This is a genomic window from Streptomyces sp. CNZ287 (assembly GCF_007827615.1).
Window position 1 is genome coordinate 143,855 of record NZ_VISV01000007.1, and the last position, 15,306, is coordinate 159,160.

A 15,306-nucleotide genomic window follows, 5' to 3' on the forward strand; every position below is an offset into this window, starting at 1 on the left:
GTCCGGGAGTGCACAACCGGTGGTGTGTAGCAGGAGCGCCACAAATCCTCCTCCGGGGGGAGCACAGGGCCGCTGTCCTGCGTAATGTGCGTGGCAGCGCGCCGGTCATGGCGCGTTCGGAGCAGGAGGGGAACGTCAGCGTGTCGATCAACTTGTCCAAGGGTCAGGCCATCAGCCTGCAGAAGTCCGATGGCGGCAGCCTCAGCGCGGTCCGCATGGGGCTGGGCTGGCAGGCCGCCGAACGGCGCGGTCTCTTCGGTAAGCGCACGCGCGAGATCGACCTCGATGCCTCCGCCGTGCTCTTCGCCGACAAGGAGCCGGTCGACGTGGTGTTCTTCCAGCACCTCGTGAGCGACGACGGCTCCGTGCGGCACACCGGTGACAACCTCGTCGGCGGCGCGGGACAGGGCGGCGACGACGAGTCGATCCTGGTCGACCTGCAGCGCGTGCCGGTGCACATCGACCAGATCATCTTCACCGTGAACTCGTTCACCGGCCAGACCTTCGAAGAAGTGCAGAACGCGTTCTGCCGGCTCGTGGACGAGAGCAACGGCCAGGAGCTGGCGCGCTACACGCTCACCGGCGGCGGCACGTACACCGCCCAGATCATGGCGAAGGTGCACCGCACGGGGTCCGGCTGGGGCATGACCGCCCTCGGTTCGCCGGCCAACGGCCGTACCTTCCAGGACCTGATGCCGTCGATCCAGCCGCTTCTCTAAGGGCGAAGGGACGACCGGTTTCCGAGGCATGACGCGACGTCGACGGCCGCAGCGAGTGCAGGGGAGGGCCGCATGACGGCCGAGTTGGTCCGCGGGCAGAACCATCTGCTGCCGCAGACCCGGGTGGAGATCAGGATTTCGGCGGGGTGCCCGGTGACGCCGGGTGCCACGCTGGGGGGACAGGACGGCAGGCTCAGCGACCCGGGCCGGATCGCGCACCCCGGTGCGACGCAGCTCCCGGGCCTCGAAGTGCCCGGCCAGGCCGCGGCGGAACACCGGCTGGCGGTGGACCTGGACGCGGTCCCGCCGGACGTGGAGCGCGTGCACGTGCTGCTGGCGCTGCCCGCGGGCGTGCCGGGGCCGCGGAACTTCGGCGCCATCGCGCCGCCTTCTGTGGCCGTCACGGGCCTCGACGGTACGGCGATCGCGCGGTTCGTCATCACCGGTCTGGACAGCGAGTCGGCGGTCACCGCCGTGGAGCTGTACCGGCGGGGCGACGCGTGGAAGATCCGGGCCGTGGGCCAGGGGTACGCGGGCGGACTCGCCGCCATGCTCGCGGACCAGGGCCTGCCGGAGGCGCAGCAGCTCGCCGCCGACATCGAACGGGCCGTGGCCGAAGGGCTGGCGCGTGCCGTCGCCCCGGCGCCGCCGCCGGTCACCGGCCAGCCGACCGGTCCCGGCGCCAGGCGGCCGCAGCAGGCCGCCGAGGAGCGGCAGACCCAGGCGGGCCCCGTCGACTACCGCCACCCCCGCCGCGCCGCGGCGGGTGCCGCGGGCGCGTCGGGCGGCTCAAGTGGCGGACCGGGTACGCCGGGCGCGTCCGGTGCGCCGCGCGCCCCCGCGTCCGCCGCGGCGCCCCCGCCCCCCGGTGTCGGGGCCGGCGCCGGAGCGGGTGCGCGTCCCGGCGCCGCCGCGGGCGCGGGCAGCGCCGCCGGCGGCGTACCGCCGCAGTCCGGCCGCCCGCAGTCGGGCCCCGCGGCGCCGGTCGCGGGCGACGCCCCCGGCTGGAGCATGGAGGAGCGGCTGTACAACCAGGTCTGGGGCATGTTCGAGGATCTGGCCCGTACGGTCGCGGCGTACCGCAGCGCCGTCGACTTCGCCGACTCCCGGATGGACCGCGAGCTCGACCAGCTCCTGGCCGACCCGCGCGCCCGCATGGGCTCCATCGCCGACTCCGCGCGCGCCGAGGTGCTCGCCCGCCACTCCACCCTGGTGGACCGGGCGCGCGAGGTCCTCGACCGCGACCTCGGGCAGCTCGTCGCCGAGGCCGGCGTCGTCGAGCCCGCGCTGCCGCCCGCGTTCGCCTCCTGGGCGAGCCCCGTGTGGCACGAGTACGAGGTGCCCGAGGACGCCCCGATGGCCCTGCGCCTCGGCGACCTCCACCTGCCCGAGCACACGGAGCTGCGCGTTCCGCTGCTCGTACGGCTGCCGCTGCAGCGCGGCCTGTGGGTGGACAGCGGCACCTCCTCGCTCGGCCCCGGCGCGCTCGAGGGCGACCCCGAGCACGGCTTCCCGGACTCCGCGGAGCGGCGCGCGCTGGCGCTCGACACCGCCGTGGCGCACGCCTCCCGGCTGCTGTCGGTGCACCCGGCGGGCGAGTTCAACGTGCACTTCATCGACCCGGGCGGCACGGCCACCACGGCGCTCACCCCGCTGCTCCACTCCGGCGTGCTCGCCGAGCCGCCGCCGAAGGGTGCCGCGGCCGTCACCGACACCCTCAGCCGGCTGACCCAGCGCATCGACCTCGTCCAGATGGCGCTGCGCAGCGGCGCGGCCGACGCGCTGCCGCCGGACCTGGACCCGGCGCAGCAGCTCCTGGTGGTCAACGACTTCCCGCACGGCTTCGACGACCGCGCCATCAACCAACTGCGGTATCTCGCGGACGAGGGCCCGTCGGTCGGCGTGCACCTGCTGGTCGTCGCCGACCGGGAGGACGCCAAGGGCTACGGCCCGCTGCTGGACCCGTTCTGGCGCGGCATGCTGCGGCTCACGCCCACCCCGGACGACCACCTGGCCGACCCCTGGATCGGCCACGCGTGGACGTACGAGCCGGCGCGCGCGCCGATGGGCAGCCGGGTGCTGGAACAGGTGCTGGCCCAGGTCGCGGCGGCCCGCAGGGCACTGCGCCGCTGACGGGTCGGTCCCGCATCACGTACGGCCCGCAGGCACTGCGCCTGCGGGCCGTTCCGCGTACCGCCTGTCCCGGCCTGTATAGGCTCCGACCTGCACACTTGGTCGGAACTTTGCCATTGCTTGGCTCGTTCTATACAGTCGACGGTTGGGGGTGAGCTTCCGGTTCCACGAGTGGAAGGCACGCCCGGCAACCATCACGCTGAACATGCCGGACTGCCGCGGAGGACGAGTGGACGTATCGCTGACCCTGTGGGTGCTCACGATCGTGGGCCTGTGTGCCCTGATCGGCACCGACTTCCTCGTCGGCCGGAAACCCCATGAGGTGACCCTCAAGGAGGCCGGCACCTGGACGATCATCTGGATCGTCCTCGCCGGGCTTTTCGGTGTCGGACTGCTGATCTGGGGGGACGGCCAGGCGTCCGGCGAGTTCTTCGCCGGCTATGTCACGGAGAAGTCGCTGAGCGTCGACAACCTCTTCATCTTCGTCATCATCATGAGCAAGTTCGCGGTCCCCCCGCAGTACCAGGCCCGGGTGCTCATGGTCGGCGTCCTCATCGCGCTGGTGATGCGCGCGGCCTTCATCGCCGCGGGCGCCGCGCTGATCGCGTCGTTCTCCTGGGTCTTCTACATCTTCGGCGCGTTCCTCATCTACACCGCCTGGAAGCTGATCCAGGAGGCCACGGCCGACGAGGAAGAGGAGTGGGAGGAGAACCGGCTGCTCAAGGCCGTCGAGCGCCGCTTCGCCGCCACGGACAAGTACCATGGCACGAAGCTGTTCATCACGGAGAACGGCAAGCGGCTGATGACGCCGATGCTGATCGTCATGCTGGCGATCGGCACCACGGACCTGCTCTTCGCGCTGGACTCCATCCCCGCGATCTTCGGCCTCACCCAGGACCCGTACATCGTGTTCACGGCCAACGCCTTCGCGCTGATGGGCCTGCGGCAGCTCTACTTCCTCATCGGCGGCCTGCTCAAGAAGCTGGTCCACCTCTCGTACGGGCTGTCGGCCATCCTCGGCTTCATCGGCGTGAAGCTGGTGCTCCACGCCCTGCACGAGTCCGGGGTGCACGTCCCCGAGATCAGCACGGCGATCTCGCTGAGCGTGATCGGCGGCGTCCTGGTCATCACGACGATCACGAGCCTGCGGGCCTCCCGCCGCCTGGAGGCGGAGCAGAAGGACAAGGAAGAGGAGCCCGCGGAGGCCGGCCACCACCCGGGCAAGGGCGACGACTGACACAGACCCTCTACGTGTTCGGTCCCGGAGGGCGTCCGGGACCGGGCACGTAGAGCTACCGCGTCAGCGGGGCTCCTGGGTCGCCGCGAAGGCGACGAACGAGGCCCATGCCTCGGGCGAGACCGTGAGGACGGGGCCGGAGGGGTCCTTGGAGTCGCGCACGTGCACTCGTTCGGGCGCGACGGCCACCTCTACGCAGTCGCCGCCGTCCGACCCGCTGTAGCTGCTCTTTTTCCACGCGACGGCCACCTCTACGCAGTTGCCGCCGTCCGACCCGCTGTAGCTGCTCTTTTTCCACGCGACGGCCACCTCTGCGCAGTTGCCGCCGCCCGATCCGCTGTAGCTGCTCTTCACCCATGCCAACTCAGGCGAACTGCCGGTGTCCGCTGCCTGCTCCACGCTCATAGGTCTCCTGCCAGGCGGTCGATGAACCGTGCCGATTCATCGGGGCTCAGTGCCAGTGAGCGCATCTTTCCATACCGGTGGGTGAACGAGCTGACACGGTCCGCGTCGGAGACGACGAACCCGGCCCCTTGCGACTCCACGTACCCCACCACCTCGTGCTCCGCCGTCTCCATCACGACCATGGGCCCGTTGAGGCCGGGGTGGAAGCCGCAGGCCCAGGACATCACCTGGATCTCCACGTGCGGCAGATCCGCATGCTTCTGCAGCGCCTCCAACTGCTCGCGCTGCACCCGCTTCCCGCCCACCGGGTTACGCAGCGCCGCCTCGCCGATGACGAAGCACAGCTCCACCGGCTTCTTCCGCGTGAGCAGTCTCTGCCGCGCGAGGCGGGCTTCCACACTCTGCTCGATCTCGTCCTCCGCCAGTGGCGGGCAGTGCGCCGAGAACAGCGCCCGCGCGTAGTCCTCCGTCTGCAACAGCCCCGGCACGAGCAGCGGATCCCAGCCGTACCGGCTCAGTGCCTCCTCTTCCAGAAGCGCGACGTCCCGGAAGAACTCCGGCAGCTTTGCCCGGTCCACCTCCTCCTGGAGCACCATCAGCGTCCCCTGGGCGTCGAGTTCCCGCTCCGCGCCCTGAGTGAAGGCCAGCTTCGCCGGGCGTTTGGCCTGCTCGATGGCGGCGACCGTGTCCACCGAGTAACCGACCAGGTCCGCGAGTTGGGGCTGTGTCATGCCCGCACGCTGTCGGTGGAGCTTGACCAGCTTTCCGTACGCGACCCAGGCCGGCGGCGGCGCCTCCTTCTCCTTCTTGACGCGCTTTCCCGCTTTCCGCTGGTGCCTTGCCTGCTCACTGCCGCCCGCGCCCATACGCGTCACCCCTCGTCAGTTGTCGACGCGATCAGGCTATTCGCGTAATCGTGCGACTACTCAACGAAGTCGGAATTCGCCACCCCCAAGCCACCCCGCCCCTGCTGTCACTAGTCGCACTTCCGCCGAAGGGCGAAGGGAAGCCGTCAGTGCGGGACGCACCGGCGGCTCCCCTCCGTCAAGCCCGGCCGCAGGCGGTCAGGTTCCGTCGATGCCGAAGAACGACACGGCCGCGCGGGCCATGCCGCTCATGGGCAGGCTGTGGCCGGCGCCTTGGACTCCGATGGCCTCGACCCGCACCGTCCCGCCTGAGTCGGCGAACCGGTCCCGCGTCCAGCCGGGCTGCGGCTGGTCCGTCGAGGTCGGGGTCCTGCTCAGCCCGAAGACGTTCGTCCATTGATCGACCGCTTCTCCATGAAGCTGGTACGGCACGAGGGGGTCTGCGGTGCCGTGCCAGAGCTGTACCCGGGGGCGGTCACCGGTGTAGCCCGGGTACGCGGCCCGGACCGCGTCGCCCCACTGCTGCGGAGATCTGTCCAAGTTCCCGCTCACGCACTGGCTCGTCCAGGGCGGGAAATCGGCCTCGTTCGCGAAGCAGGTGAAGGGGACACCCATGAACGACGCCCCGGCCTTGAACACGTCCGGGTAGACGGCGAGCAGGGCTTGCGTCTCCATTCCGCCGGACGAACTGCCGGTGGCGAAGACCCGTGCGGGATCGCCGCCGTACTGCCGCTCCGCGTAGCCGACCATCGAGACGATCGACGCGGGATCGCTGCCGCCGCCGTGCGTCTTGGACTCCGGTGACCACACGTCGAAGCAGTTGCCCATCGCCGTCTGCTTCGTCGCGGTCGGGTAGATGACGACGAACCCGTGCTGATCTGCCAGCGAGATGAACTCGCTGGAACCTGCGAAGCCCGGACCCGAGCCCCCGCAGCCGTGCATGGCGACGACGATCGCCGGGCTGGCGGGGGCGGAATCCGGAACGTAGATGTGCATGCGCAGGTTGCCGGGATTATCGCCGAAGTCGGTTACCTCGACGAGTTGGGCCGCGGTTGCCGACGCCGGGGCGGCGATTCCGGCGAGGGTGATCAGTAAGCCGCTGGCGATGGCGGCCAGTGCGGCTCTGATGCGAGTCATGCTGCCTCCTGTTCTGGCCCCGCACGCATCAAGTTAGGCATCTACGTAACGCCCGTCAATGAAGTGTCAAACATTGGCCGAAGGGTGCTGTGCCCCCGCGTCGGCGATGGTCGCGAGCCACGCCGCGGCGAGTTCGTCCGAGGGGCCGATCAGCTCGGCCCGCAAGGTCCGGAACATCTCCTGGGCCCGCACACCCGGCCACTCCGGCGGCAGGAGTGCGGGCGGCAGCCGTCCGCCGTACCCGGCGAGACCCACAGCCCACTGCGCAGGGGAGCGAACCCGGCCCACCCCAGCCGGGTCCGAAGCGCGTGACGGTCGGCACGCCGCGTCTCCGGTACGGAGAACGCCGGCAGAGTCCAGCGGCCGTCCCATTCCCGGTCCGCGACCTCGGCCTCCAGCTTGCGCAGGCCGTCGCGCAGCACCGCGACCCCGCGCGGTGCCGGTCCGAGGGGGCCGACCGCTCAGGTCTTCGCCCTCACCAGCCGCGTTCGCGCCACTCCGCCAGGTGCGGGCGCTCCGCGCCCAGGGTGGTGTCGTCGCCGTGGCCCGGGTAGACCCAGGTCTCGTCGGGGAGTGCGGCGAAGATCTTGGTCTCCACGTCGTGCAGCAGTGACGTGAAGCGCGCCGCGTCGCCCCAGGTGTTGCCCACGCCGCCTGGGAAGAGGCAGTCGCCCGTGAAGACGTGGGGGTGGCCGTGCGGGTCGTCGTAGACCAGGGCGATGGAGCCCGGGGTGTGGCCGACGAGGTGGCGGGCGGTGAGGGGGATGCGGCCCACCGTGATCGTGTCGCCGTCGTCCACGAGGACGTCCGTGGGGACGTCGATGTCGGCGGCGTCCGCGCGGCCCGCGTAGGTGCGGGCGCCCGTGGCCGCGACGACCGGGGCCAGGGCCTGCCAGTGGTCGCCGTGGCCGTGGGTGGTGACGGCGGAGGTGATGCCGTCGCGGCCGATGAGGGTGAGCAGCGTGTGGGGCTCGTTCGCGGCGTCGATCAGCACCTGCTCGTCCGTCGCGCGGCAGCGCAGCAGATAGGCGTTGTTGTTCATCGGCCCGACGGCGACCTTGGAGATCATCAGGTCCGTCAGCTCGTGTACGTCGGCGGCGCCGCCGACGGTGACCTTGCCCGTGTACGACATGGGGCCAGCTTCTCAGAGCGGAGGCAGGGTCGGCAGCGCGGCGCCGTTCTCCGTGCGTACGCCCGTACCCGTGGTGCGGCCGGCGAGCCAGCCCATCAGGGCGTACGGGGCGCCGGTGACCCGCACCGGATCACCGCCCGACGGCGGGGCGCCGGTGGTCCAGGTGCTGCCGTCGGGAGCGGAGAGTGACAGGGGCGTCACCCGCTCGTCGCCCGCGAAGCGGGCGGTGAGGAAGTCGATCTCCCGGGTCACGAACTCCTCGGGGAGCCGGTCCAGGGTGTAGCCCGCGTCCAGGTCCACGTGGTGCAGCTCCACCTCCACCAGCCGCCGGAACGGGATCCGGGCCATGACATCCGTCACGCCGTTGCGCAGCTCGCAGCGGGCCGACCAGCCGTCCGCCGGGATGTCCGCCGCCGTCCCCGCAAGCCGGTCCGCCGTCGCCCGTACGTCGTCGAGCTGCTCGGCGAGCGGGCGGGGGGCGCCGGCCTCGATGTCGGCGTCGCGGGCTTCCGCGCTCGCGTACATGGGGCGGCCGGAGAGCACGTTGACCAGGGCGTCGGCGTTGCGGGCGAGGTGGGAGAGCACGTGGCCGCGGGTCCAGCCGGGCAGCGCGCTCGGCGCCCGTACCGCGTCGTCCCCGAGCCGGGCGGCGTTGTCGAGGAGCCTGTCGGTGGCGGCTCGTAGGGTGGCCATGTCCCGTACGGGGTCGTACGTGTGAGCTGCGGTTTCTGTCATCGGATCCCCTGGTGGCGAGCGGGTGGGAATGCTGGGCCGGACGTCGTTGTCAGACCCAGACGTTAGCGTGTGGCTCGATGGGAGAAAGCTGCGGACAGCTCCGCGGCCACCCCCATACGCTTGACAAGGGGTGCCGCCCGTCCGGACGGTCCCCGCCGCTCATCACGAAAGGTCCGACCGGCGTGGCCGACCGTCTCCTCGTCCGTGGCGCTCGCGAGCACAATCTGAAGAACGTCTCGCTCGACCTGCCCCGCGACTCCCTCATCGTCTTCACGGGACTCTCGGGGTCCGGCAAGTCGTCCCTGGCGTTCGACACGATCTTCGCCGAGGGCCAGCGCCGCTACGTCGAGTCGCTGTCCAGCTACGCGCGGCAGTTCCTCGGTCAGATGGACAAGCCGGACGTCGACTTCATCGAGGGCCTGTCGCCGGCCGTCTCGATCGACCAGAAGTCCACCTCGCGCAACCCGCGGTCCACGGTCGGCACGATCACCGAGGTCTACGACTACCTGCGGCTGCTCTTCGCCCGTATCGGCAAGCCGCACTGCCCGGTCTGCGGCCGGCCGATCACCCGGCAGTCGCCGCAGGCGATCGTGGACAAGGTGCTCGCGCTGCCCGAGGGCAGCCGCTTCCAGGTGCTGTCGCCGCTGGTGCGCGAGCGCAAGGGCGAGTTCGTGGACCTCTTCTCCGACCTGCAGTCGAAGGGGTACAGCCGGGCGCGGGTCGACGGGCAGACCTCGTCGCTGACCGACCCGCCCAAGCTGAAGAAGCAGGAGAAGCACACGATCGAGGTGGTCGTCGACCGCCTCACGGTCAAGGAGAGCGCCAAGCGCCGGCTGACCGACTCCGTCGAGACCGCCCTCGGGCTCTCCGGCGGCATGGTCATCCTCGACTTCGTCGACCTGGACGCGGACGACCCGGACCGCGAGCGGATGTACTCCGAGCATCTCTACTGCCCGTACGACGACCTGTCCTTCGAGGAGATGGAGCCGCGCTCCTTCTCGTTCAACTCGCCGTTCGGCGCCTGCCCGGACTGCACGGGCATCGGCAGCCGGATGGAGGTCGACCCGGAGCTGATCGTCCCCGACCCGGACAAGTCGCTGGACGAGGGCGCCATCCACCCGTGGTCGCACGGCCACACCAAGGACTACTTCGCCCGGCTCGTCGGCGCGCTCGCCGACGACCTCGGGTTCCGTACGGACATCCCGTGGGGCGGGCTGCCGCAGCGGGCGCAGAAGGCGCTGCTCCAGGGGCACCGGACGAAGATCGAGGTGCGCTACCGCAACCGGTACGGGCGCGAGAGGTCGTACACCACCTCCTTCGAGGGCGCCGTGCCGTTCGTCAAGCGGCGGCACGCGGAGGCGGAGAGCGACGCCAGCCGCGAGCGCTTCGAGGGGTACATGCGGGAGGTCCCCTGCCCGACCTGCAACGGGACGCGGCTGAAGCCGGTCGTCCTCGCGGTCACCGTGCAGGACAGGTCGATCGCCGACATCTCCGCGATGTCGATCAGCGACTGCGCCGACTTCCTCGGTGCGATGGAGCTGACCGACCGGGAGAAGACCATCGCCGAGCGCGTGCTGAAGGAGGTCAACGAGCGGCTGCGGTTCCTTGTCGACGTGGGCCTGGACTACCTGTCGCTCAACCGCGCCGCGGGCACCCTCTCCGGCGGCGAGGCCCAGCGCATCCGCCTCGCCACGCAGATCGGCTCCGGCCTCGTCGGCGTGCTGTACGTGCTGGACGAGCCGTCCATCGGGCTGCACCAGCGGGACAACCACCGGCTGATCGAGACCCTGGTCCGGCTCCGCGACCTGGGGAACACGCTGATCGTCGTCGAGCACGACGAGGACACCATCAAGACCTCCGACTGGGTCGTCGACATCGGCCCGGGCGCCGGCGAGCACGGCGGCACGGTCGTGCACAGCGGCTCGCTCAAGGAGCTGCTGGACAACGACGCGTCGGTCACCGGGCAGTATCTGTCGGGGAAGAGGGAGATCCCGACGCCGGAGATCCGGCGGCCCGTCGACGGCGGGCGGCAGCTCGTCGTCCGCGGCGCGCGGGAGAACAATCTGCAGGACATCGACGTGGCGTTTCCGCTCGGGGTGCTCACGGCGGTCACGGGCGTCTCGGGCTCCGGGAAGTCGACGCTGGTCAACGACATCCTGTACACGCACCTGGCGCGCGAGCTGAACGGCGCGCGGAGCGTGCCCGGGCGGCACACCCGGGTCGACGGGGACGACCTGGTCGACAAGGTGGTGCACGTCGACCAGTCGCCCATCGGCCGCACGCCGCGCTCCAACCCCGCGACGTACACGGGCGTCTTCGACCACGTCCGCAAGCTGTTCGCGGAGACGACGGAGGCGAAGGTCCGCGGCTATCAGCCGGGCCGGTTCTCCTTCAACGTCAAGGGCGGTCGCTGCGAGAACTGCTCCGGTGACGGCACCATCAAGATCGAGATGAACTTCCTCCCGGACGTCTACGTGCCGTGCGAGGTCTGCCACGGCGCGCGGTACAACCGCGAGACCCTGGACGTGCACTACAAGGGCAAGTCCATCGCCGAGGTGCTGGACATGCCGATCGAGGAGGCGCTGTCCTTCTTCGAGGCGGTGCCGGCGATCGCGCGCCACCTCAGGACGCTCAACGAGGTGGGACTCGGGTACGTGCGGCTGGGCCAGCCGGCGCCGACGCTGTCGGGCGGCGAGGCACAGCGGGTGAAGCTCTCGAGCGAGCTGCAGAAGCGCTCGACGGGCCGCACGGTGTACGTGCTGGACGAGCCCACGACCGGGCTGCACTTCGAGGACATCAAGAAGCTGATCGGCGTGCTGACCGGCCTGGTCGACAAGGGCAACACGGTGATCGTCATCGAGCACAACCTCGACGTCATCAAGACCGCCGACTGGGTCGTCGACCTCGGCCCCGAGGGCGGCAGCGGCGGCGGCCTGGTCGTCGCGGAGGGCTCGCCCGAGGAGGTGGCGGCCGTGCCGGCCAGCCACACGGGGAAGTTCCTCCGGGAGATCCTGGGCGACCGGGTGAGCGACTCGCCTCCGGCCCGCAGGCGTACGACGGCCAAGAAGCCGGCCAAGAAGGCGGCTGCCAAGACGGCGTCCGCCAAGGCACCCGCCAAGAAGGCGGCGGCGAAGAAGACCGCGGCCAAGCGGCGCGGCTGACACCCGGACGACACGCGGCGGGCGTGTCGCGCGACACGCCCGCCCACCGTCCCACCTGGGACGGACCTTCCTGACACGATCTCAAATGACGGACCGGCGGCGGCAATTGTTCGGTCGGAGTTTGCGCGCGCCCTCTGGTGTAGACCACTCTCCACTGCCAGGCTGTGGCCCGCCGTGCGCAAGAAGCGTGCGTTCCCGTGTCCTTCCAAGGAGAAAACGTGCTCAGAGCGGGAGTACGCAGTAAACCCTTCCGACCCAGGGCCGTCGCGGCAGCGGCGGCTTCCCTGTTGCTCCTCGGCGCCCCCGCGGCCGTCGGTCAGGAGCGGCCCGCCGCCCCGGCCGGGGCCGCCGGCGCGGTGTCCGTACCGGCAGGCGAGGGCATGGACATCGCCTCCGTCTCCCGGCCCGTCGCCCCCGGCATGGAACTGACCTCCTTCGAGCGGCTGGAGACCGACAAGTGGCTCAAGGCCGACGCGCTCAGCGTCGACCTGGGGGCCGGCACCCGCGTCGACTACCTCGGCGGCAAGGTCTCCGAGCGCGCCTCCGTCTCCCAGCTCGCCGCCGAGCACGACCCCGGCCCCGGCCGCACCACCGTGGCCGCCATCAACGCCGACTTCTTCGACATCAACGAGACCGGCGCCCCCCTCGGCCCCGGTGTCGAGGAGGGCCGCCCGACGCACTCGCCCGCGCCGGGCGTCTCCGAGGCGGTCGGCGTCGGCCCCGACCAGGCGGGCCGCGTGCTCGGCCTCTACTTCGACGGCACCCTCACCCTCCCGGACGGCGCACACCCGCTCGGCGGCCACAACGCCGCCAACGTCCCCGCGGACGGCATCGGCGCGTACAACGCCCAGTGGGGCGAGGCCGACCGCGCCATGACCGTCGACGGCGCCACCGAGGTCACCGAGGCCGCCGTGCGGGACGGCAAGGTCGCCGAGGTGACCGCCGGGCCGGGGAAGGGCGCGATAGCCGAAGGCACCACGGTGCTCGTCGGCCGCGACACCGGCGCCAAGATCCTCGCCCAACTGCGGCCGGGCGACGCGGTGCAGGTGGAGTACGACGTCCGCACCGACGACGGCAGCTCCGTGCCCCGTACCGCGGTCGGCGGCCGCGGCGTCCTCGTCGAGGACGGCGTGCCGCAGGACTGGGAGGGCCGGCCGAACAACACCGCCGCCCCGCGCACCGCGGTCGGCTTCTCCAAGGACGGCGGCACCATGCACGTGCTGACCGTCGACGGCCGCCAGGCGGACGCCGGCGGCGTCACGCTCACACAGCTGGCGAAGATGATGGACGCCCTCGGCGCGTACGACGCGCTGAACCTCGACGGCGGCGGCTCCTCCACCCTCGTCGCCCGCGCGCCCGGCTCCGACGAGCGGTTCGTGGAGAACTCCCCGTCCGACGGCGAGGAGCGGGAGGTCCCCAACGGCCTGGCGTTCACCGCCCCCGGCGGCAGCGGCACGCTCAAGGACTTCCGCGTCACCACCGCCGCGGACCCCGCGCTCGCGCCCGGGGTCGACCCGGTGCCCGGCGGCCACCCCGACCGGGTCTTCCCGGGCCTGACCCGCGAGCTCGACGCCGCCGGCTACGACGAGACGTACGGCCCCGCGCCCGGCCGCCCGTCGTGGTCCAGCAACCGGGGCGACGTCGGCGGCGTCGACGGCGACGGTACGTTCACCGCCCGCCGCGGCGGCACCGCGAAGGTCACCGCCCGGCGCGGCGGCGCGGCCGGGAGCATCGAACTGACCGTCCTGGACAGGCTGGAGCGGATCACGCCCACCAGCGAGCGCGTCGGCCTGGCCGCCCCCGGGGACGCGGCGGCCTTCGGCATCGTCGGCCGCGACGCCCACGGTGCCAGCGCCCCCGTCGACCCCGCCGACGTACGCCTCGACTACGACCGCACACTGTTCGACGTCGCCCCGGACGAACGCAGCGGCGGCTTCACCGTACGGGCCCGCACCACCGAGCCGACGGCCTCCGGCGTGCTCAAGGCGACCGTGCAGGGGAAGGTCACGCACGTCGCGCTCACCGTCGGCCTCACCGAAAGCGTGCTGGCGGACTTCGGGAACGCGGCCGACTGGAAGTTCTCCACCGCCCGCGCCACCGGCTCGCTCGCCCCGGAGCCCGCGGGCCACACGGGCGCCGGGATGAAGATCACGTACGACTTCTCCCAGTCCACCGCCACCCGCGCCGCCTACGTCACGCCGCCGCAGCGCATCGAGATCCCCGGCCAGCCGCTGAGCTTCGGGCTGTGGATCAAGGGCGACGGCAAGGGCGCCTGGCCGTCGCTCCAGCTCAAGGACGGTGCGGGCGCCGACCTGATACTCCGCGGCGACTACGTCACCTGGCAGGGCTGGAAGCAGGTGGTCTTCCAGGTGCCGGAGGGCACGCAGTACCCGCTGTCGGTCTTCCGCTTCTACCTCGCGGAGGCCAAGCCCGCCAGCCAGTACAGCAGCGAGGTCGTCATCGACGAGCTGACCGCGCAGAGCCCGCCCGAGGCCGACCTGCCGCGCACGGCGGCGCACCGCGATCCGCTGATCGACTCCGGTGCCGGGACGGCGGGCCGGGACTGGCGGTACGCGGTGATGTCCGACGCACAGTTCGTCGCCCGCGAGCCGGACAGCGCGCTCGTCCGGCAGACCCGGCGCACGCTGCAGGAGATCAGGGCGGCCCGGCCGGACTTCCTCGTCATCAACGGCGACCTGGTCGACGAGGGTTCGCCCGCGGACCTGACGTTCGCCCGCGGGATACTGGAGGAGGAGCTGGGCGACGCCGTGCCCTGGTACTACGTGCCGGGCAACCACGAGGTGATGGGCGGCTCCGTCGCCAACTTCGTCGCCGAATTCGGCCCCGCGCAGCGGACGTTCGACCACAAGGGCACCCGCTTCCTCACCCTCGACACCTCCTCGCTGACCCTCCGCGGCGGCGGCTACCCGCAGATCGCGGAGATGAAGCGGCAGTTGGAGGCGGCGGCGGAGGACCCGTCGGTGCGCTCGGTGACCGTGATCCAGCACGTCCCGCCGCGCGACCCGACCGCGCAGCGCGCCAGCCAGCTCAGTGACCGCAAGGAGGCGCGGGTGCTGGAGGACTGGCTGGCGGACTTCCGGGCCCGTACGGGCAAGGGCGCCGCGTTCGTCGGCGGGCACGTCGGCACGTTCCACGCCGAGCACGTCGACGGGGTGCCGTACCTGATCAACGGCAACTCCGGGAAGGCCCCGGCCACCCCGCCCGGCGAGGGCGGGTTCTCCGGCTGGTCGCTGATCGGCGTCGACCAGGTGACGGCCGGCGAGCAGCAGGAGGCGCGGCGCGCGCCGTACCGCGGACTGCCCGACTGGGTGTCCGTGCAGACCAGGCCGCACGTGGACGGGCTGGCGGTGACCGCGCCCGAGGAGGTGCGCGTCGGCCGCTCGGCCGCGGCCACGGCCGCGGTCGCGCAGGGCACACGGCAGGTGCCCGTGGCCTGGCCGGTCAGCGCGGACTGGTCCGGTACGGACCGGCTGCACATCGGCCCGCCGCGGGAGGCGGACCGGAGTGACATCGCGGCGTACGACCCGGCCACCGGCGAGGTGACGGGGCTGCGGCCGGGGACGGTCACGCTGACGGTGATGGTCAACGGCGTCACGCAGGGGGACCGGGTCACGGTCACCCGCTAGCGGAGAGGGCGGGGGGCGGGGGGCCCGGGCCCCCCCCCCCCCCCCCCCCCCCCCCCCCCCCCCCCCCCCCCCCCCCCCCCCCCCCCCCCCCCCCCCCCCCCCACAAACCCCCCCCCCCCCCCCCCCGGGCGCCC

11 protein-coding genes and 1 pseudogene are annotated in these 15,306 nt (G+C 71.9%); 5 read left to right on the plus strand and 7 right to left on the minus strand.

The annotated features are described in order from the left end of the window. Positions 1-107 precede the first annotated feature (107 nt). The 3 genes from FB457_RS15410 to FB457_RS15420 all read left to right on the plus strand — a co-directional run bounded on the left by FB457_RS15410 (position 108) and on the right by FB457_RS15420 (position 4,089). A complete protein-coding gene (locus tag FB457_RS15410) occupies positions 108-719 on the plus strand; it encodes a TerD family protein (RefSeq protein ID WP_486589035.1) in 612 nt (203 codons plus the stop codon). A 72-nt stretch (positions 720-791) separates the two neighbouring features. Beyond that, positions 792-2,852, plus strand: a complete 2,061-nt coding sequence (locus tag FB457_RS15415; RefSeq protein ID WP_047015143.1) for a TerD family protein — start codon at positions 792-794, stop codon at positions 2,850-2,852. A gap of 229 nt (positions 2,853-3,081) precedes the next feature. Beyond that, on the plus strand, positions 3,082-4,089 hold the full coding sequence (locus tag FB457_RS15420) for a TerC family protein (protein WP_047015142.1): 1,008 nt from the start codon (positions 3,082-3,084) through the stop codon (positions 4,087-4,089). Positions 4,090-4,152: 63 nt separating this feature from the next. Here the strand turns inward: FB457_RS15420 and FB457_RS15425 are convergent, their stop codons facing one another. The 7 genes and pseudogenes from FB457_RS15425 to FB457_RS15450 form a co-directional block, all read right to left on the minus strand. After that, positions 4,153-4,494 carry a DUF397 domain-containing protein gene (locus tag FB457_RS15425; protein ID WP_047015141.1) on the minus strand — a complete coding sequence of 114 codons (342 nt, stop codon included), beginning with the start codon at positions 4,492-4,494 and terminating at the stop codon, positions 4,153-4,155. After that, positions 4,491-5,360, minus strand: a complete 870-nt coding sequence (locus tag FB457_RS15430) for a helix-turn-helix domain-containing protein (protein WP_047015140.1) — start codon at positions 5,358-5,360, stop codon at positions 4,491-4,493. Before FB457_RS15430 ends, FB457_RS15425 begins: the two co-directional genes overlap by 4 nt. Positions 5,361-5,558: 198 nt before the next feature. Beyond that, the gene (locus FB457_RS15435) at positions 5,559-6,497 is read right to left on the minus strand and encodes an extracellular catalytic domain type 1 short-chain-length polyhydroxyalkanoate depolymerase (RefSeq protein ID WP_047015139.1); all 939 of its coding nucleotides are present in this window, start codon (positions 6,495-6,497) and stop codon (positions 5,559-5,561) included. Between the two features lie 66 nt (positions 6,498-6,563). Continuing rightward, the gene (locus FB457_RS35665; protein WP_216725703.1) at positions 6,564-6,752 is read right to left on the minus strand and encodes a PaaX family transcriptional regulator C-terminal domain-containing protein; all 189 of its coding nucleotides are present in this window, start codon (positions 6,750-6,752) and stop codon (positions 6,564-6,566) included. A 41-nt stretch (positions 6,753-6,793) separates the two neighbouring features. Beyond that, positions 6,794-6,919 (minus strand): annotated as a pseudogene (locus FB457_RS36150) (PaaX family transcriptional regulator C-terminal domain-containing protein); the annotation flags it as partial. Positions 6,920-6,972: 53 nt separating this feature from the next. Beyond that, the gene (locus FB457_RS15445; protein ID WP_047015138.1) at positions 6,973-7,629 is read right to left on the minus strand and encodes an MBL fold metallo-hydrolase; all 657 of its coding nucleotides are present in this window, start codon (positions 7,627-7,629) and stop codon (positions 6,973-6,975) included. Between the two features lie 12 nt (positions 7,630-7,641). Continuing rightward, entirely contained in the window at positions 7,642-8,322 is a 681-nt protein-coding gene (locus FB457_RS15450) for a maleylpyruvate isomerase family mycothiol-dependent enzyme (protein ID WP_047015137.1), read from the minus strand. 224 nt (positions 8,323-8,546) lie between these two features. On the opposite strand from FB457_RS15450, the gene uvrA reads away from it, so the two are divergent. Together uvrA and FB457_RS15460 are read left to right on the plus strand one after the other, a co-directional pair. Continuing rightward, complete coding sequence (gene uvrA, locus FB457_RS15455; protein ID WP_047015136.1) at positions 8,547-11,525, plus strand: excinuclease ABC subunit UvrA; 2,979 nt, start codon at positions 8,547-8,549, stop codon at positions 11,523-11,525. A 380-nt stretch (positions 11,526-11,905) separates the two neighbouring features. Next, entirely contained in the window at positions 11,906-15,172 is a 3,267-nt protein-coding gene (locus FB457_RS15460; RefSeq protein ID WP_145782253.1) for a phosphodiester glycosidase family protein, read from the plus strand. Positions 15,173-15,306 lie beyond the last annotated feature (134 nt).

Bases quoted from the DNA above. Each gene is read 5' to 3' on its own strand.
- FB457_RS15410 (WP_486589035.1), top strand. From the start codon at position 108: ATGGCGCGTTCGGAGCAGGAGGGGAACGTCAGCGTGTCGATCAACTTG.
- FB457_RS15415 (WP_047015143.1), top strand. From the start codon at position 792: ATGACGGCCGAGTTGGTCCGCGGGCAGAACCATCTGCTGCCGCAGACC.
- FB457_RS15425 (WP_047015141.1), bottom strand. From the start codon at position 4,494: ATGAGCGTGGAGCAGGCAGCGGACACCGGCAGTTCGCCTGAGTTGGCA.
- FB457_RS15430 (WP_047015140.1), bottom strand. From the start codon at position 5,360: ATGGGCGCGGGCGGCAGTGAGCAGGCAAGGCACCAGCGGAAAGCGGGA.
- FB457_RS15435 (WP_047015139.1), bottom strand. From the start codon at position 6,497: ATGACTCGCATCAGAGCCGCACTGGCCGCCATCGCCAGCGGCTTACTG.
- FB457_RS15445 (WP_047015138.1), bottom strand. From the start codon at position 7,629: ATGTCGTACACGGGCAAGGTCACCGTCGGCGGCGCCGCCGACGTACAC.
- FB457_RS15450 (WP_047015137.1), bottom strand. From the start codon at position 8,322: ATGGCCACCCTACGAGCCGCCACCGACAGGCTCCTCGACAACGCCGCC.
- FB457_RS15460 (WP_145782253.1), top strand. From the start codon at position 11,906: ATGGACATCGCCTCCGTCTCCCGGCCCGTCGCCCCCGGCATGGAACTG.